Annotated in this window: 12 protein-coding genes; 5 read left to right on the top strand and 7 right to left on the bottom strand. The window is 71.9% G+C overall.

Going from position 1 to position 18,266, the window contains the following annotated elements:
• Positions 1 to 2 precede the first annotated feature (2 nt).
• The 3 genes from ACIBI4_RS06865 to ACIBI4_RS06855 form a co-directional block, all read right to left on the bottom strand.
• Positions 3 to 1,541 carry a protein kinase gene (locus tag ACIBI4_RS06865; RefSeq protein ID WP_399202553.1) on the bottom strand — a complete coding sequence of 513 codons (1,539 nt, stop codon included), beginning with the start codon at positions 1,539 to 1,541 and terminating at the stop codon, positions 3 to 5.
• A gap of 179 nt (positions 1,542 to 1,720) precedes the next feature.
• Complete coding sequence (locus ACIBI4_RS06860) at positions 1,721 to 3,118, bottom strand: gluconate:H+ symporter (protein ID WP_399202552.1); 1,398 nt, start codon at positions 3,116 to 3,118, stop codon at positions 1,721 to 1,723.
• 39 nt (positions 3,119 to 3,157) lie between these two features.
• Positions 3,158 to 3,715, bottom strand: a complete 558-nt coding sequence (locus ACIBI4_RS06855) for a gluconokinase (protein WP_399202551.1) — start codon at positions 3,713 to 3,715, stop codon at positions 3,158 to 3,160.
• Positions 3,716 to 3,864: 149 nt separating this feature from the next.
• Between ACIBI4_RS06855 and ACIBI4_RS06850 the strand changes: the two genes are divergently transcribed.
• The gene (locus ACIBI4_RS06850) at positions 3,865 to 4,566 is read left to right on the top strand and encodes a FadR/GntR family transcriptional regulator (RefSeq protein ID WP_399202550.1); all 702 of its coding nucleotides are present in this window, start codon (positions 3,865 to 3,867) and stop codon (positions 4,564 to 4,566) included.
• Positions 4,567 to 4,581: 15 nt separating this feature from the next.
• On the opposite strand, the gene ACIBI4_RS06845 is transcribed toward ACIBI4_RS06850, so the two are convergent.
• The 3 genes from ACIBI4_RS06845 to ACIBI4_RS06835 all read right to left on the bottom strand — a co-directional run bounded on the left by ACIBI4_RS06845 (position 4,582) and on the right by ACIBI4_RS06835 (position 6,783).
• Positions 4,582 to 5,226 (bottom strand): TetR/AcrR family transcriptional regulator, encoded by a 645-nt coding sequence (locus ACIBI4_RS06845; protein ID WP_399202549.1) that lies wholly within the window; start codon positions 5,224 to 5,226, stop codon positions 4,582 to 4,584.
• Positions 5,223 to 6,122, bottom strand: coding sequence for an alpha/beta fold hydrolase (locus ACIBI4_RS06840; RefSeq protein WP_399202548.1), 900 nt, complete (start codon positions 6,120 to 6,122; stop codon positions 5,223 to 5,225). The genes ACIBI4_RS06845 and ACIBI4_RS06840 overlap by 4 nt, the downstream gene beginning before the upstream one ends.
• A gap of 121 nt (positions 6,123 to 6,243) precedes the next feature.
• Positions 6,244 to 6,783, bottom strand: coding sequence for a tellurite resistance TerB family protein (locus tag ACIBI4_RS06835; protein WP_399202547.1), 540 nt, complete (start codon positions 6,781 to 6,783; stop codon positions 6,244 to 6,246).
• A gap of 216 nt (positions 6,784 to 6,999) precedes the next feature.
• Between ACIBI4_RS06835 and ACIBI4_RS06830 the strand changes: the two genes are divergently transcribed.
• The 3 genes from ACIBI4_RS06830 (at position 7,000) to ACIBI4_RS06820 (ending at position 14,199) form a co-directional block, all read left to right on the top strand.
• On the top strand, positions 7,000 to 10,347 hold the full coding sequence (locus tag ACIBI4_RS06830; RefSeq protein ID WP_399202546.1) for a WD40 repeat domain-containing serine/threonine protein kinase: 3,348 nt from the start codon (positions 7,000 to 7,002) through the stop codon (positions 10,345 to 10,347).
• 117 nt (positions 10,348 to 10,464) lie between these two features.
• Entirely contained in the window at positions 10,465 to 12,807 is a 2,343-nt protein-coding gene (locus ACIBI4_RS06825) for an AAA family ATPase (RefSeq protein WP_399202545.1), read from the top strand.
• Positions 12,808 to 12,852: 45 nt separating this feature from the next.
• Complete coding sequence (locus ACIBI4_RS06820) at positions 12,853 to 14,199, top strand: protein kinase (RefSeq protein ID WP_399202544.1); 1,347 nt, start codon at positions 12,853 to 12,855, stop codon at positions 14,197 to 14,199.
• A gap of 11 nt (positions 14,200 to 14,210) precedes the next feature.
• Here the strand turns inward: ACIBI4_RS06820 and ACIBI4_RS06815 are convergent, their stop codons facing one another.
• Positions 14,211 to 14,594: a hypothetical protein gene (locus ACIBI4_RS06815; RefSeq protein ID WP_399202543.1), complete on the bottom strand. Its 384-nt coding sequence runs from the start codon at positions 14,592 to 14,594 to the stop codon at positions 14,211 to 14,213.
• Positions 14,595 to 14,721: 127 nt separating this feature from the next.
• Here ACIBI4_RS06815 and ACIBI4_RS06810 point away from each other — a divergent pair, with 127 nt between their 5' ends.
• Complete coding sequence (locus tag ACIBI4_RS06810) at positions 14,722 to 18,249, top strand: WD40 repeat domain-containing serine/threonine protein kinase (RefSeq protein ID WP_399202542.1); 3,528 nt, start codon at positions 14,722 to 14,724, stop codon at positions 18,247 to 18,249.
• Positions 18,250 to 18,266: the final 17 nt, after the last annotated feature.

Raw genomic sequence — 18,266 nt, 5'->3', positions numbered from 1 at the left:
GATCAGCGGGCCCCGAGCTCCTTCGCCAGCTCCTCCGCCGATTCCTTGGTGAAGTTGCCGGCGATCTGCACCTCGCCGCCCGTGATCGCCTCATTGACGGCGGGTGCGCTGATGAGACGGTCGCCGAGGACGATCGCGAACTGGTTCTGCGGGGCCTGCCGCTTCGACGCCCGCTCGGTGAGCGTGGTGAAGCTTCTGGCGTCGTCGTCCTGGAACGTCATCTCGATGATCCAGGCGGAGTTGCGCTCGTCGAACTTGGCCCGCACATCGTCGAGCTGCCGCACGTTCATACGGTCCTCGGTCTTGGTCGAGATGCTGTAGCAGTACGGCGGGTCCTGGGCCGAAAACGTGGGCGGCGGAAGCTGGTTGGTGCACTCGCCGGAGTGGCTCTGCTCCACCAGGGCCAGCCGCAGATCCTGCCGCACCTGCAGCGGGGGCTCCTCGTCGTCGGGCTGCAGGGCGTAGACGATGCCGCCCGTCGCCAGCAGACCCGCGACCCCCAGACCGATCCACACCCCGGGGCCCCTGCGGGCCGGTGCCGTACGCGGCAGCGGACGCGTGCGGGAACGCGCGGGCGGTGTGCGCTCCGTGACGGCCTCCGGGTCGATGCGCCGCTGCGCCGAGTCGGCCTCTTCCGTACGGCGCTGCCGGTGCCGCTCGATCGCGCCGGACCACTCCCGCGGCAGCCAGTCGGTGGCGCCCCGCGCCTGCGGCCGCTCGGCCAGGACACCGGTGACCTGCGCCAACAAGGCCTGCGGAGTGGGACGTTGAGTGGGATCCAGTGCGAGGCAGGGAAGGATCAGCGGGCCCAGTTCCGCAGGGAGTCCGTCCAGATCGAGATCGCCCTCGGCGGCACGTACCAACTGCTCCATCGCCGTGCCCTGACCCATGTCGCGATACGCGCTGCGCCCGGTGACAAGGTGGAAGAGCGTCGCCCCGAGCGAGAACACATCCGACGCGGGCGTCGTCGGCTCGCCACGGGCCTGTTCGGGCGCGGCGAAGGCGATCGTGCCCAGCGCCGTCTTGGTGCGGGTGATGTCGGCGGCCTGCGAGATGCCGAAGTCGATGAGCCGGGGACCGTCCTCCGGCAGCAGGACGTTCGACGGCTTGACGTCCCGGTGCACGAGCCCCGCGGTGTGGATGCTCACCAGCGCCTCGACCATTCCGGCCGCGACCCAGTACACGGCACCGGGCGGCAACGGCCCCTGGGAGGCGACGAGATCGCGCAGCGACGGCGCCGGAATGTACTCGGTGGCCATCCACGGAACCGGCGCCTCGGCATCGGCGTCCACCACACCGGCTGTGAACAGCCCGCGCACCCGCCGGGCCAGCGCCACCTCGCGGGCGAAGCGTCTGCGGTCCGCCTCGGGCACACCGCCCTCGGCCGTCGCACCCAGGAGCGTCTTGACCGCCACGGTGCGCCCGCCCGGCGAACGCGCCAGACACACGCGCCCCATGCCCCCGCTGGCCAGCTCCGTGAGCACCACGTACGGCCCGAACCGCTCACCGGGCCGAGCCGCCCCCACCCACTCCGCCTGCATCGCCGCGCCTCCCCATCCGCCCTGGCCATGGCGGGTCCGTGGTCATGCCAAGTCGGCATCAGATTAGACGGGTCGGCCGTGCCGATGCGTACGAGTTCGCGCAGTGCACGTGCGAATCGGCGGTACGCGAATGGCCCCGCCGGGGGCGGGGCCATCGCTTTGCGGAGGGGTCGGCTTCGCTAGATCACCAGAGACAACAGCAGGACCAGCGCCCCGGCGACCACCGAGATGATCGTCTCCATCACCGACCACGTCTTGAGCGTCTGGCCGACGTTCATGCCGAAGTACTCCTTCACCAGCCAGAACCCGGCGTCGTTGACATGGCTGAAGAACAGCGAGCCGGCGCCGATCGCAAGGACGAGGAGCGCCGCGTGGGCGGTCGACATGTCGGCGGCCAGCGGGGCGACCAGACCGGCCGCGGAGACCGTGGCGACGGTCGCCGAACCCGTGGCGAGGCGGATCACCACGGCGATCAGCCAGGCGAGCACGAGCGCCGGGATCGACCAGTCCTCGGAGATGTCCAGGACCATCTGCCCCACGCCGGAGTCGATGAGCGTCTGCTTGAACCCGCCGCCCGCGCCGACGATCAGCAGGATGCCCGCGATGGGCGCGAGGGACTTCTCGACGGTCGTCGACAGCCGGCCCTTGCTGAACCCGGCCGCACGGCCGAGCGTGAACATGCCGACGATCACGGCAGCGAGGAGCGCGATGAGCGGCGAGCCGATGACGTCGAAGACCCGCTGCACGGAGTTCTCGGGGTCGTCCACCACGATGTCGACCAGCGCCTTGGCCAGCATGAGCACGACGGGCAGCAGCACGGTGGCGATGGTGGCGCCGAAGCCGGGGCGCTTGGCCAGGTCCTCGGAGGGGCGCTGCGGCACCATCTTCTCGGGCACCGGGATGTCGACCCAGCGGGCCGCGAACTTCGAGAACACCGGACCGGCGATGATCACGGTCGGGATCGCGACGAGCACACCGAGCGCGAGGGTGACACCGAGGTTGGCGCCGACGGCGTCGATGGCGACGAGCGGGCCGGGGTGCGGCGGGATGAGGCCGTGCATCACCGAGAGGCCCGCGAGCGCCGGGATGCCGATGCGCATCAGCGAGTAGTTGCCGCGCTTGGCGACCATCAGGACGACCGGGATCAGCAGCACGATGCCGACTTCGAAGAAGAGCGGCAGTCCGATCACGCTCGCGATGAGCACGATCGCCCAGGGCATGGCGCGCCCGCCGGCCCTGGCGAGGATCGTGTCGACGATCTGGTCGGCGCCTCCGGAGTCGGCCAGGAGCTTGCCGAGGATCGCGCCGAGCGCGATCAGCACGCCCACGCCGGCGACGGTGGAGCCGAGTCCGGCGGTGAAGCTGGTGATGGCCTTGTCGAGCGGCGCGCCCGCGAAGGCGCCGAGCGCCAGCGAGCCGATGGTCAGCGCCAGGAAGGCGTGGACCTTGAACTTCGTGATGAGCAGGACGATGACGGCGATGCCCGCGAGGACGGCGATTCCCAGCTGGGCGTGGCCGGCCGAGGTGATGGGCTCGACGGGGTCCGCTGCCAGCATCTCGACGCTGAGTCTGGTCACGGTCTCTTCCTTCGTACGTGGTGGCGGGAGCGGTGGGTGTTACTGCGGGGGAGTGGGGGTGTGCTGCTGGACCGAGGGGGAGTGGGGGTCCGTGTCGAGGGCGCGCAGCGCGGCTGCGGCCCGCGCGGCGATCTCCTCCGGTGTTCCGGTCACCTCGACAGGAACCCCGGCCTCGTCCGGGCCGAGCGGCTGGAGCGCGGCGAACTGCGAGTCGAGCAGCGCGGTGGGCATGAAGTGGCCCTGCCGCTGGGACATCCGCTCCTCGATGAGGCCGCGCTCGCCGGTGAGGTGGACGAAGACGATGCCGGGGGCCGCCGCCCGCAGCCGGTCCCGGTAGCGGCGCTTGAGCGCCGAGCTGCTGACGACCCCGCCCTGTCCGAGCCGGCCGTGGGCCCAGGCGCCGATGGCGTCGAGCCAGGGCCACCGGTCCTCGTCGGTCAGCGGTGTGCCGGCCGACATCTTGGCGACGTTCGCCGCGGAGTGGAAGTCGTCGCCCTCGGCATAGGGAACGCCGAGCTGTGCGGCGAGCAGGGGGCCGATCGTGGTCTTGCCCGTGCCGGCCACGCCCATGACTACGACGACGTGGGGGGTGTCCATTGGCTGTGCCTCGCTGTCTTCATCGACATCGGTCCGCACGGCCGCGCCGTGCGTGACGCCACTGAAACCCATTAGGTCAGACGAATTCAAGAGTCTGTGACTTAAAAGTCATACTTAATGTGTGGCGGGATGCCTCGTAGGCTGACCCCATGACTGAACAGGCCCGGGGGCTGCACGCCCGCGTTCTGGAACGCCTCGGGCCCGCGATCACCGCGGGCGAGTATCCGCCGGGCAGCGTCCTGCGCACGGACGAGCTGTCGCAGGAGTTCGAGGTGTCACGTTCCGTGATGCGCGAGGCCGTACGGGTCCTCGAATCCATGCACCTCGTCGAGTCGCGGCGCCGCGTCGGCGTCACCGTCCGGCCCGCCGCCGAGTGGAACGTCTACGACCCGCAGGTCATTCAGTGGCGTCTGGCCGGGGCCGACCGCCCGCGCCAGCTGCGCTCGCTCACCGTGCTGCGCTCCGCGGTCGAACCGGCTGCCGCGGCCCTCGCCGCCCGCCACGCCACCGCCGCCCAGTGCGCGGCCCTCACCGAGTGCGCGATCGGCATGGTCGCCACCTCCCGCGGCCAGCAGCTCGAGGGGTACCTGCGGCACGACATCGAGTTCCACCGCATCGTCCTGAACGCCTCCGGCAACGAGATGTTCGCCCGCCTCGGCGACGTGGTCGCCGAGGTGCTCACCGGCCGCACCCGCCACCAGGTGATGTTCGAGGACCCGGACCCGGCGGCCGTCACCCTCCACGTCAACGTCGCCGAAGCGATCCGCGAGGGCGACGCGGCCCGCGCTGAGGCGCTGACGCGGGAGATCACGCTCGGGGCCCTGGAGGAGCTGGACGTGCTGGCGCCGTAGGGCGGCTGCCGGGCTCTACGCGTCGCTGTGCGCCGCCGCCCCTGTGACCGCTGCGACGCACAGCGAAGCCCACGACCGTACGAGCGCCTCATCGCCGACACCGCCCGGCGGCCGCCCGAACGTCCACTCCGCGCGGCGCACGTTGACGAGCGCGCCCGCGAGGAGGACGGCGGTGGCGTCGGCGTCGAAGCCGGGTGCCTCCTTCGAGGCGTGGGTGGCGGCAGTCCCGCGCACCTGCTCCAGCCAGGACCGTACGATCACCGCCACGATCGCGTAGCCGCGGTCGGCCACGTTGGTGCGGAACTCCTCCCGGACTTCCGGCAGCCGATGGCCGTCGCGCTCCAGGACGCGGACGATGTCGCGCTGGATGTCCAGCTCCCGCAGGGTCCGCCGCCCCAGCGCGACCGCCTGGTCCAGCAGGCCGCCCCGGGGCGTTTCGAAGGCGACGCCCGCCCGTTCGTACGCCTCCATGTCCCGGCGTACCGCGGCGGTCAACAGCGCCTCCTTGCTGGCGAAGTGCCGATAGAGCGCGCCGCGCCGGGGCACGAGCCCGACGGCTTTCTCGACGTCCCCCACGCTCACGCGGTCGTAGCCCCGCTCGGCGAAGAGCCGCAGTCCTGCGATCAGCAACCGCTCGCGGGTCGGCGCGCCTTCGGTCACGCCGCGTCGCCCTGACCCTCCCGCGGTCCGTCGGACCCGTCCGCCGTGGACGCGATCTGCTCGGCGAGTGCCTCCGGAGCGTCGAGCTGTACGAACGTCCGCGCGCCCGGGACCTCGACCAGCTCGGCGTCCTTGAACGCCCGCCGCAGCCGCCGTCCGAGCTCGGGGCGGAACGCCCGGTCGGCCATGCCCCACACGATCGTGACCGGCCCGCCGAACCGGTCGAGGCGCGTGGAAACGTCGAGCAGGTCCTTCGGGTCGGCGGCGCGCAGGAAACGTACGGCGTCCTCACGGATCGCCTTGTCGCCGAGCGCCGGGTCCATCCAGGCCCGGGTCTGTGCGGGGTCGAGGCGGTCGGCGAGCAGGCCGAGCCCGAGCGGCGAGTGCCGGATGACGCGCGAGCGCATCGGCTGCAGGTTGAACCACATCCGTGAAGTGCCGCGCAGGAGCCGGAAGATGACGCTGAACGGGAACGGCGGGAACGTGTCGAAGGCATCGCAGTTCGTCAGCACCAGACGGCCGATCCGGCTCGGATCGGTGTCCACGAGGTACTGGCACAGCGCGCCGCCCGTGTCGTTGCCGACCAGCGTGACGTCTTGGAGGTCCAGCGCCTCCAGGAACGCGAGGATCTGCCGGGCGACCCCGCGAGGCGACTGGTCCGCTTCGGGGCCTACAGGGATGCGGTGGGCGCCGAGCGGCCAGTCGGGCGCGTACGACCGGATCCCGCGCTCGGCGAGCAGCTCGGCGACGGGACCCCAGACGGATCCGTCCACGAGGAACGCGTGGACGAACACGACCGGTGGCAGGTCCGAGTCCTCGGGTCCTGCCACCCGGTAGTGCAGGCTGCCGTGCGCGAGTGTGACGGTGGTGCCCTCTGCCGTTGTCCTGTACGCCATCTTCCGCACCTCCAACTCCCGGAAGCAACCGCCTGATTACCAAAATAATCCGCGGATTACTTCTGTCCAGAGGCACGACCGAAACGGTCTTACGGTGTCCGAGGCACGCAGAGGCCGGTTCTCAGAGACCGAACTGCTGCGGACTCACATTCAGCGCCGCACACGCCTCACGCAGCACCTGCTCCTCGGCCGGGGCGATGTACCCGTCCGCTCCGGCCACCACGAACCCGGTCTGCACGACCGCCTGCGCCTCCGCCGGCTTCTTCGCCGCCTTGGCGATCTCCTGCATCACCGTGGTCTTGCCCTGCTGGAAGTTGAACGACAGCTGGTCGACGTGCTTGTTGAAGCGCTCCCGCAGCTGCTCGGGCGGGAAGTTCTTCAGGACGTCGTTCTGCAGGATCAGCGACTCCACATGCTGCCGCTCGGCCGGGTCGACCGAGCCGTCGGCAGCCGCGACCAGCGCGCACATGGCCATCGTGGCGTCCCGGAAGGCACCGCTCTTCAACTCCGTCTTCAACGAGCTGAGCTGGGTCTTGAACACACCCACCAGCTGCGCCTTCGAGCCGCCACCCGGACGGCCCGAGGACGTGCCGTGACCGCTCGAACCGCGTGCCTGCTGCAGCCCCTTGGCCTGATCCTTGATCTTGTCCCACATCGCCATGCCTGCCACCTCGGTCGTCGTTCGCCGATCCGCGCTCGTCGGTCCGCACGGATCTTCGTTGCGTCCCGGCCAACGCTCGGCGCCGCCGCAAAGTTCCTCCGTGTAGCAGTCCCGTGGCAGTCCGCACACACGTCGGGTTTCACGGAGTCAGCGCGTCGACCGCGGTACGGGTGGCAGGCTTGATCACCGGTGAGTACGGGAGCGCACGGGGGAGTTGTGGTGCAGGGGCGTTGGCTGAAGCCGTATGTCGTCGACGGGCAGTACGAGGTGTGGATGGTCCATGAGCAGGGCGGAATGGGCCTGGTCCACCGTGTGCAGCACCTTGGGTGGGGCGTCATGCTGGCCATGAAGTCGCCCCGCCCGGAGCTGCTCACGGACCCCGGCTTCCTCGACCGGTTCGTCGCCGAGGCCGAGACCTGGGTGTCCCTCGGTCTGCATCCGCATGTGTGCGGCTGCCACTACGTGCGCACGATCGACGGCGTACCGCGCGTCTTCTCCGAGTACGTGAGCGGTGGCAGTGTCGCCGACCTGATCCGGGACGGCAGGCTGCACAAGGGCCGGCCCGCCGAAGTCCTGGCCCGTATCACCGACTTCGCCATCCAGGTCGCCTGGGGCCTCGACTACGCGCACAGCCGTGGTCTCGTCCACCAGGACGTCAAGCCGGGCAACGTACTCGTCGACCTCGACGACACCGTCAAGGTCACTGACTTCGGTCTCGCCCGGGCCCTGCCGGGCACCTCCGCGGGCACCCGCCCCGGCACCGAGCCGGACGACGGCTCCCTCCTGGTCACCCACGCCGGCCTCACCCTCGCCTACGCCTCGCCCGAACAGGCCGCCGGCGAACGCGTCAGCCGCCGCACCGACGTGTACAGCTTCGGCGTCCTGGTCCTGGAGATGTTCACCGGCGGGATCACCTGGCTGGCCGGTCCCGCCGCCGGCGAGGCCCTGGCCGGGTACCGGGCCGACAACGAGGACGGGCCGCCCATGCCGTACGGCGTCGGGGCCCTCCTCGCCCGCTGCCTGCGCCAGGATCCCGCCCGCCGGCCGGCCTCCCTCGCGGACGTGGCGGACGTACTGACCGGGCTGTACGAGGACATGACCGGCGTCCCCTACCCACGGGCCCGTCCGGCCGGGACCGATCTCCGTGCCGACGAGCTGAACAACCGTGCCCTGTCCCTCCTCGACCTCGGGCGCACCGCCGACGCCGAGGAGGCCTTCGAGGCCGCGCTCGCCGCCGACCCACGCCATCTCATCACCACGTACAACCGCGGACTGCACCGGTGGCGCCAGGGCGAGCTGCTGGACGACGAGTTCGTCGCCGTGCTGGAAAGCCTGCGCGCCGACACCGCCACCGACGCCTGGCAGGTCCGTCATCTTCTCGCCCAGGTCCAGCTGGAGCGCGGCGACCACCAAGGCGTCGAGCCGCTCCTCGACGAGATGGACCGGGCCCGTCCCGGCGCCGAGGAGACCGCGGCGCTGCGGACCGCGCTCGGCGCCGGACAGGGCACGACCGTCCGTTCCCAGCCGCTGCCGTGGAAGGAGACCCGGAAGGACGTGCCGCGGCGCGTGCGGCTGTACCCGGACGGGAAGTGGGCACTGACGGGCGGGCCCGGCGGCCAGGTCAGGCTCTGGCACCTGCCGACCGGTGAAGTCCACCGCACCCTCACCGGCCACGACGCGGACATCGTCGCCGTCGACGCCACGTCCCGCCGCGCGGTCACCGCCGACGCCGACGGCGTCGTACGCCAGTGGGATCTGCCCGAGGACCGCCACCTCGGGGACAAGCGGCTCGCGCGGATCCGCGACCTGCGCCTGACCCCCGACGCCCGCATCGTCGTGGCGCTGGTCGGCGGACGCCTCACCACCTGGAACTTCCCCGACGGAGCCACCTACGAGATCGGCTCGCAGGACGACTTCACCGACTTCGACGTGAACAACGACCGCGTGCTCACCCTCACCGGCGACGACACGGTCCAGGCCTGGGATCTCGCCTCCCGCAGCCTTCTGTGGACGATGCCGCGGCATCGTCATCAGGTCGACACCGTCGCCCTGAGCCGCGACGGCCGGCGCGCCGTCGTCGCCGGGATCAGCAGCCCGCGGCGCCACGTTCTCACGGTGTGGGACATCGACCAGGGCCGTGAGATCAGCCGGATGACCGCCCCCGGCTGGACGGTCTCGACGCTCGCCCTCAGCCCCGACGGCCGCCGCGCCCTCTCCGCGGTCGACGACAGCCGCGTACGCCTGTGGGATCTGGAACGAGGCCGCTGCCTGCGGACCTTCGACGGCCACGACACCGAGGTCGGAGAACTGCTGCTCCGCCTCGGCGACGACGAGGCGACGATCATGGACGCGGACGACGCGCGGTGGCTGCAGTGGGATCCCCCGGGCACGTTCACCGCCGCCCCGGTCCTCGGCAGGCCCCGCCGTCAGGCCGACCTCGACCGCCACGGACGCTGGTGCGCCGCGCTCCTGAACGGCGCCGAGAAGGCCCTTGCCGCCGGCCGCGTTTCAGTGGCGGTGGATCTGGTGCAGCGTGCCAGGGCCGTGCCCGGCCACGCCAGTGAGCCACGGGCGATGGAGCTGTGGCGGGTGCTCGGCACCAGGACCATGCGGTCCGGTCTGCGGTCGGTGCGTGCGGCGTGGGAGCTCACCGACATCCAGTCGGTGGGATCGGTGGCGATCTCCCCGGACGGTGCGAAGGCGTGTGCGTCGGGCGACGGGCAGGTCCGGCTGTGGGACACGAACACCGGGGACCGGCTGGCGATGTGGGAGGACGACGGCTCGGGAGCGGTCGCCCTTCTCTCGGACGGGCGCCGGGTGGTGGCGAGCGGGAAACGCCGCATCGTGATGCGGTCCGCCCCGCACGGCCACTGGCCCGTGGTCGTGGAGACGGATCCGAGCGACGGGCTGCGAGGGCGCAAAGGAGTGGGGGCGACGGGCGACCGCGGAACGGCGTCCGTGAGCGCCGACGGGCTGGTCCTGACGGCTTGCTCGGACGGCGCTCTGCGGCTGTGGAACCTGACGGCCGGCGAACTCGTGAGGACCCTGCCGGGCGGGGGATCCCTGCTCAACAGCGCCTGGCTCAGCGCCGATGCGCGCCGCGCGGTGTCGGCCACGTTCGACGGCACGCTGCGCATCTGGGACCTGGAGGCGGGCACGGAGGTGACCGCCCGGCAACCGGGTACGTGGGTGACGTCGGTGTGCCTGAGCGCGGACGGCCGGATCGTGCTGAGCTCCGGCCACCACGACGACTGGACGCTGTGGGTGACCGACGCGGCGACCGGATCATTCATCCGAGGGCTCAGCAAGGAGCGGGATGACGAGGACGTGGTGTGGACCGTGCGGCTGAGCTCCGACGGGCGGTTCGCGTTCTCGGGGGACGACGAGGGTGACGTACGCATCTGGGACATCGCCTCGGGGCGGCACGTGCGGACTTTGGAAGGGCATACGGGGCAGGTCAACGGCCTTGCGCTGACTCCGGACGACCGTTTTCTGCTGTCGGGTGGCGACGACGGCAGCGTACGGCTGTGGGAGCTGGACTGGGAGCTGACGGCCGCAACGTGAGGTGGGGCGGCTGGTGTTGGCGGGTGTGACGGGTGAGGGGCCGGGCGGATTTTCATGGGCGTGTGCGGGACGGGGGGAGCGGGATCCGATGGTCGCGATCACAGCGGGCGGTGAGCGATGAGCGGGGCCGCCGCCTATACCGACAGCGTGCGGTTCGTGCTGGCGCGTGCGCTGGTCGAAGCACGCTCCGGCCGGGCGCTGGAGATCGAGCCGGATCATCTGCTGGTGGGGATGGGCACGTTGTGCCGTCCTGATCTGCCGGAGATCCTTGCGCGCGGTCAGCAGGATCCTGCCGTACGGGGCCGGATCGAAGCGGAGGCACTGCGCGTCAAGGCGTGCTTCGACCGCGCCGGAATCAGCCCGCAACAGCTGCGCCGTAGCCTGCGCGACGCCCTGGTCGTGGAAGGCGGTCCCGACGGGTCCGAGCGTCCGCTGAGCCGTGCGGCGCGCCGGGCCTTTCGCCGCGCCGCGGAGTCGGCCGGCCAGGAGAAGGCCGACGCGGTGCGTCTGCTGCGGGCCGCGCTCGACGAGCTCACGTCCGTAGGCCGGCATGTCCTCGCGTCGCACGGGATCGGCGACGCACGGGCGGCGTTCTTCCCCACGGTGCCCGACACTCCGTATCTCGACCGCTATGGACGGGACTTGAGTGCCCTCGCCCGAGCGGGCAAGCTGCCGCGGCTCATCGGGCGCGGCGCCGAGCTACGCACCCTCGCCCGCGTCCTCATCCGGCAGCGCAAGGCCAACGCCGTCCTCGTCGGGCACGCGGGCACCGGCAAGACCGGCATCGTCGAAGGTCTCGCGCAGCGGCTCGTATCGCCCGGCGCGCCCGCCGAACTGGCCGGGGCGCGGATCGTGGAGCTGTCCATGTCGGCCCTCCTGGCGGGCGCGCAGTACCGCGGGGATTTCGAGGCGCGCATGCAGGCGGTCCTGGCCGAGGCACGGGACGCGCCGGACGTGATCCTGTTCATCGACGAACTGCACACCGTCCTGCGGGCCGGCGGACGCGGGGCGAGCGACGCCGCCAACATCCTCAAACCCGCGCTGGCCCGGGGCGAAGTGCGGTGCATCGGTGCCACGACCCCCGGCGAATACCGCCGCGACATCGAGGACGATCCGGCACTGGAGCGCCGCTTCGAGGTCGTCCGCGTCGACGAGCCGGACCGCGACGAGGCCGTGGCGATCCTCCAGGGCGTCGCGGAATCCTTCGCCGCGCACCACGGCGTACGGATCGAACCGGAGGCGGTGGAGGCGGCAGTCGATCTGAGCATCCGTCATCTGCCGGACCGGCGCCTGCCGGACAAGGCCATCGACGCCCTCGACCAGGCCTGCGCGGCCGCCCGCATCCGCACGCTGAACCCGGACATCGCACCTGAGCCGCCGCTGCCGGTCGGCCGCGACGAGGTGGCGGCGGTCATCGCCGAACGAGCCGGACTGCCGCTGCACCAGGTGGCGCAGGCGGAGGCGGACCGGCTCCTCGCGATGGAGGAGCACCTGCGCCGCCGCGTGATCGGACAGGACGAGGCCGTACGGGCGGTGGCCGAGGCGGTGCGCGCCGGGCGGGCCGGGCTCGGCGATCCGCGGCGTCCGGTCGGGGTGCTGCTCTTCGCCGGGCCGACCGGCACCGGGAAGACGGAACTGGCCAAGGCACTGGCCGAGTTCCTCTTCGCCGACGAGCGGCGGCTGGTGCGCATCGACCTGTCGGAGTACAAGGAACGGCACGCGGTCTCGCGGCTCCTCGGCGCTCCGCCGGGGTATGTCGGGCACGACCGCGAGGGGCAGCTGAGCGGTCCGCTCCGGGACCATCCGCACAGCGTGGTGCTCTTCGACGAGGTGGAGAAGGCGCATCCGGAGGTCCTCGACCTCCTGCTGCAGATCTGCGACGAGGGCCGGCTGACGGATGCGCGGGGGCGGCGGGTGCCGTTCTCCGAGGCGGTGGTGATCCTGACGTCGAATCTGGGGACGGGGGAGGCCGCGCGGCCGGCGGACGGCTTCGGCTTCGCGCGGGCGCCGCTGGCCGAGGGCGCGTCCCCCGCCGGTGCAGACGGACACGTGGCGAAGGGCGGCCCGCCCGCGCGCGAGAACCCCGCTCACCGGCCGGTGCTCGACGCCCTGCGCCGGCACCTGCGTCCCGAACTCCTGGGCCGGATCGGCCGGATCGTCGTGTTCTCCCCGCTGTCCGACGCCGAACTCGACCCTGTACTCGACAAGGTGCTCGACCGCCTCCACGCCCGCCTGGCCGCCCGAGCCGTCACCCTGACCCTCACCCCGGCGGCCCGCGCGCTGCTCCTGCGCCACGGCACCGACCGCCGCGCCGGGGCGCGCCTCCTGGAACAGTCCGTCGACCGTCTCCTCGTCCAGCCTCTCGCCCGCGCCCTCCTCAACGGCGACCTCGCCGACGGCGCCCAGGTCCGCGCGGATGCCGCGGGCGAGGCGCTGACCTTCACCACGGACCAGCCCTGATGACCGCTACGGAGCAGCCCTGATGACCACCACGGAGCAGCCCTGATGACGCCGCCGTCCGCCACCGTCACCCTCACACTCGTCAAGGGACGCCTCGACCCGGCCGAGTACGTCTACGACAGCCGCGCCACCTGCGTCATCGGCCGCTCCGCCGACTGCTCACCGCGCCTGCCGAACGACGAGCACCACCGCACCGTCTCCCGCCACCACTGCCTCATCGACATCAACCCGCCCGACATCCGCATCCGCGACTTCGGCAGCCTCAACGGCACCTACGTGAACGGCGAGAAGATCGGCCAGCGCCGGGAGGGACTCACCCCGGCCGAGGCCGCGGGCGATTCCTACCCGGAGCACGATCTGTCCGACGGCGACCGGATCCGCATCGGCGAGACCGTCCTCAAGGTCGGCGTCACGCGCCCGCAGTCCACCCGCGTCCTCGGGGCGTGTGCCCGGTGCGGCCGCGAGGTGGGCGGCAGCGGCGGGGACGGCGAAGTGCTGTGCGCGGCCTGCCAGTCGGACCCCGCCGCCGTGCTGCGGCAGCTGCTCGACCAGGCGAAGGGCGGGCGCGCCGACCTCAAGGCCATCGAGGGCTACACCGTGCTGCGCGAGCTCGGCCGGGGCGGCATGGGCGCGGTGTATCTGGCGCGGCACGAGTCCACCGGCGAGGACGTGGCGCTCAAGGTGATGCTGCCGAAGGTCGCCGCGAACTCCACGGCCCGGGCCCGTTTCCTGCGCGAGGTGGGACTGACCCGGGCCCTGAGTCATCCGCATGTGGTGGCGCTGCACGATGCGGGCTTCGCGAACGGCACCTTCTATCTGACCACCGCGTACTGCAGTGGCGGCAGCCTCGACCACCTCCTGGCCGCGCGCGGCGGGCGGCTGCCGGCCGAGGAGGCCGTCCCCCTGATCCTCCAGGCCGCGCGCGGCCTGGAGCACGCCCACGACCGGGGCGTCATCCACCGCGACCTCACCCCGTCCAACATTCTCCTGGACGCCTCAGGGACGGCGAAGATCGCGGACTTCGGCATCGGGAAGGCCTTCGACCAGGCCGGCCTCAGCGGTCTCACCCGGACCGGTGCCACGGCGGGCAAGCCGATGTTCATGCCGCGCCAACAGGTAGTCAACTTCCGCAAGGCGCCGCCCGCGGTGGACGTCTGGGCGCTCGCCGCCTGCCTCTATCACGCCCTGACCGGGAAGACGCCCCGTGAGTTCCCCCGGGGCAAGGACCCCTGGCAGGTCGTCCTGCAGGAGCCGGCCGTCGCGATACGCCGACGTGCGCCGGGCGTTCCGGCCGGGCTCGCGGACGTCATCGACCAGGCGCTGCGTGAACGCCCCGAGATCGGCTTCGGCAGTGCGGCGGACTTCCGGAAGGCGCTGGAGCAGGCCATGTGATGCGCTGTCGCTCAGAAGTACCGCTCCACGGCGGCACTGAACGCGTCCGTCCACTCGACGGACGCCGGAGGCTCATGCCCGGCAGCGCGCACATGCGCGACGAACTCGTCCGGGATCACCAGCGGTTGCTGCGTCAGATACTCGATGGAGTCCACGCGCCAGAGCCATACACCGTCCGAATGCAGCGAGGGGCCGCCCGGGATGTGGCGGTCCTCCTCGAAGAAGTGCGGCTCGGAGGACATGACGTCGAAGATGCCGGGCCCGCGGCGCAGATAGCTCAGCACGGCTTCCCGGTCGGGCAGTTCCTCCGTGGCCACCGACTCGTAGAACGACGGCAGGTGTGCGTGCCGGCCGTTGTACATCTCCCGGTACATCCCGACGGTCCTCAACTCCACTGCCCTGCCTCTTTCGTCACGGCCCACGCCAGGTGATGGGCGGCTGGGTCAACCACGGACAAGCCGGCGGTCGTGTGCCGTGCGCTACCGTTCCGACGGCCGATGGCCATGGTACGAGGGGGAGTTCATGGTACGAGCCGGTAACAGGGTGCCCGTCCCGGAGGCGCCGCGCGACGCGGCTCCCCGCAAGGTCGGCGACGTGGTCGACGGCCGGTACCGCGTGCTGCAGGTGCACAGCGACGGCGCGATGGGCCTCGTCTACCGGGTGCGGCACATGCAGTGGGGCACCGACCTCGCGATGAAATGCCCACGGCCCGAACTGTTCGCCTCCGCCGCCGACCGGGACCGCTTCGTGGAAGAGGCCGAGACCTGGGTCTCGCTGGGCCTGCATCCCCATGTCTGCGGTTGCCACTACGTGCGGCTCGTCGACGGGCTGCCGAGCGTCTTCGCCGAATACGTCGACGGGGGCAGCCTCCAGGACGCGATCCGCAGCCGGCGGCTGTACGCGGGCGGGCCCGAGCAGGCCCTTGAGCGGATCCTCGACATCGCCGTGCAGTTCGCCCGCGGCCTCGACCACGCGCACACCCGCGGCCTCGTGCACCAGGACGTCAAGCCGGGCAACGTCCTCCTGGACCGGGACGGCACCGCGAAGGTCACCGACTTCGGGCTCGCCCGCGCCCGGGGCGGTTCCGCACGGGCCGAGGCCGGTGCGGGACCGCAGGCCAGCATCCTGGTGACGACGGGCGGCCTGACCCCGGCGTACGCCTCGCCGGAGCAGAGCGCCCTGCGGCCGCTCGGCCGCCGTACCGACGTCTACAGCTTCGCTGTCTCCGTCCTGGAGATGTTCACCGGAGGCGTGAGCTGGGCCGCCGGACCGATCGCCGGCCTGGCCCTCCGCTCCCACCTCGTCAACGGACCGGAGGACGAAGGGCTGCCCCGGATACCCCTCGAAGCCGTGGAGGTCCTCGCCGCCTGTCTGAGCCCCGACCCGGACGACCGCCCGTCCACGATGGCCGAGGTGGCCGCCCAATTCGCCGCCGTATACGAGGAGTTGGTCGGCCGCCCCTACTCTCGCCCGGCCGCCGTGGCCGCCGATCTGCGCGCCGACGAACTCAACAACCGTGCCCTGTCCCTGCTCGACCTCGGCCGTGTGGACGAGGCCGCAGCTTCCTTCGACGCGGCGCTCGCAGCCGACCCACGGCATCTGCGGGCCGTCTACAACGCCGGACTGCTGCAGTGGCAGCTCGGCGCCCTCACCGACGAGGGTTTCGTCGACCGCATCGACCGCGCCCGGCGGGATGCGGGAGATCCCGCGGAAGGACGCCAACTGCTCGCCCGGGCGCACTTGGCGCGCGGACAGCTCCCGGACGCCCGGGAGTTGCTCGACGGCGTGACGAGCGCCGACGAACCGGATGCGGCCGCCGCGCTGGCCGCCGTCGGATCCGGCACCGTCGTCCACGCCCGCTGCACCGCCCGCCGCGAGGTGCCGTGGGCCGCCCGCCCGTCACGGCGGGTGCTCGACAAGGACGGCAAGGAGTACCGGCGGTTCGAGTCACTGCCCGTCGCCCTCACGGACGACGGCACAAGGCTTCTCGTCGGAGGCGCCGACGGGGTTCTGCAGCTGTGGGACGTCATTGAGGGCCGTTGCCTCAAGACGCTCAAGGGTCACCGGCGCAAGGTGGAGTCCGTCGCGCTGACCCCCGACGGCCGCTACGCACTCTCGCGCTGCGCGGGCGAACTGGTGCGGTTCTGGGACCTGTCGAAGATGCTCCTGGGCGGCCTGCTCAAAGGCGCGGCACTGCACCACGGCACCCCGAAGCCGCACGCGCGGTACGAGGACGATCCGTCGGACAGCGCAACGGCGAAAGCGGTCGCCCTCACCCCGGACGGCCGCACCGCCGCAGCCGTCGACGCCGAAGGCACCCTGCGCGTATGGGACACCGCGAGCCGGAGGCTGCGCCGGGCCTTCCCCGGGCACCGACGGCACGCGGAAGTGGACCTGACCGCCGACGGCAGCCGCGTGCTCGCCATCGGCGACACCGACGACAAGCGCCCGGGCGCCCACCACCGGGACTACCCGGCCCTCCTGTGGGACGTGACCGGCGGCGCCCGGCTGCGGGAGCTCCGCGGTCACGAGTCCTTCACCACAAGCCTGTTCATGAGCCCCGACGGACGCCGCGCCGTCACCGGCACCAGCGAGCGCCTCCGGCTGTGGGACCTCTCGGACGGCCGCTGCCTGCGCACCTTCACCGGCGCGCGGTGGCCCCACGCGCTCGCGCTCTCCCCAGACGGCCGGCAGCTCGCAGCCGCCGACGCATACCACGGCAGCCTGCGCGTCTGGGACACGGACACCGGCCGCTGCGTACGCACCTTCCACCGCCACGAAGGCCACGCCACCGCGGTCCACTTCACCGCCGACGGCCGGGGACTGATCTCGACGGGCGACGACCGCACCGTCCGCCACTGGTCCCTGCCCGCCGGCTACACCTGCACCCCGCAACTCAGCCGGCCACGCCGCCACGACGAGCTCCACCGGCTCGGCTCCCGGGTGGAGCAGCTGCTCGCCGACGCCGAACGGGCACGCTCGGCAGGCTTTTCCGCGGCCGCGCTCGACGCGCTCCGCCAGGCACGCGAGACACCGGGATACGAGCGTGCACCCCAGGTGATGGCCGCCTGGCACCGGCTCGCCCGCCACACCCGGCGCACCGGCCTGCGCACGGCCTGGACGGCACGCACGCTCCAGGGCCACAGCGCATACGTGGGCGGCATCGACGTATCGCCGGACGGCCGTATCGCGGTGTCCGTGAGCCACGACCGGACCATGCGCCTGTGGGACGTGACGACCGGCACCTGCACGCGCGTCTTCGAAGGCCACACGGCACCGGTGTACGGGGTGTCCCTGAGCCCGGACGGCGAACTGGCCCTCTCCTCGGGCCGGGACGCGACGGCACGGCTCTGGCACCTCGGCTCCGGCACCTGCGAGCACGTGTTCCGCACGCAACCCGGCGTCAGCGAGACCGCGGCGGTCTGCTTCACCGCCGACGGGCGCCACGCGGTGACCGGCGGGGCGGGCAACGTGCAGATTTGGGACGTACACAGCGGCGACAAGGTCCGGGAGTGGAAGACGCCGACCCGACGGACCAGCGCCCTCGCGCTCTCCCCGGACGGACACACCCTGGCCACCGCGGGCGACGGCGGCACGCACCTGTGGAACCTGGCGGACGGCACACAACTGGGCGCCTTCGTGGACCCACGGAGCGACGTCCTCTCACTGGAGTCCGCGCACTCCGTGTCCTTCAGCGCCGACGGCCGCCGCCTGTGGACCGGCGGCGGTGTGCACCTGAGCGACGACACGATCCGCCTCTGGGACATCGCCACCGGCCAGGTCCTGAAGGAACTACAACGACAAGGCGGTTGCCGCTTCGTGCACCCCACCCCCGACGGCGCCTTCGCCGTGTCCGGCGGCTTCACCGGCCACCCCCACATCTGGGACCTGACCACCGGCCACCACCTGCGCACCCTCGGCGACCGCACGGACCGCACCGGCGTCACGGCCCTGGCCATGCCTTTGGACGGGCGCCTCGTGGTGGCCGGGGCCGGCGAGGGAGAGTTGCGGGTGTGGGAGCTGGACTGGGAGCTGAGTGCGGAGGCGTGAGGAGTGCGTGCTTCCTG

The sequence above is a fragment of the Streptomyces sp. NPDC050418 genome, from assembly GCF_044458745.1.
Taxonomy (GTDB): domain Bacteria; phylum Actinomycetota; class Actinomycetes; order Streptomycetales; family Streptomycetaceae; genus Streptomyces.
Note: the sequence above shows the minus strand (reverse complement) of the source record. Positions and strands in the feature narration are given on the sequence as shown.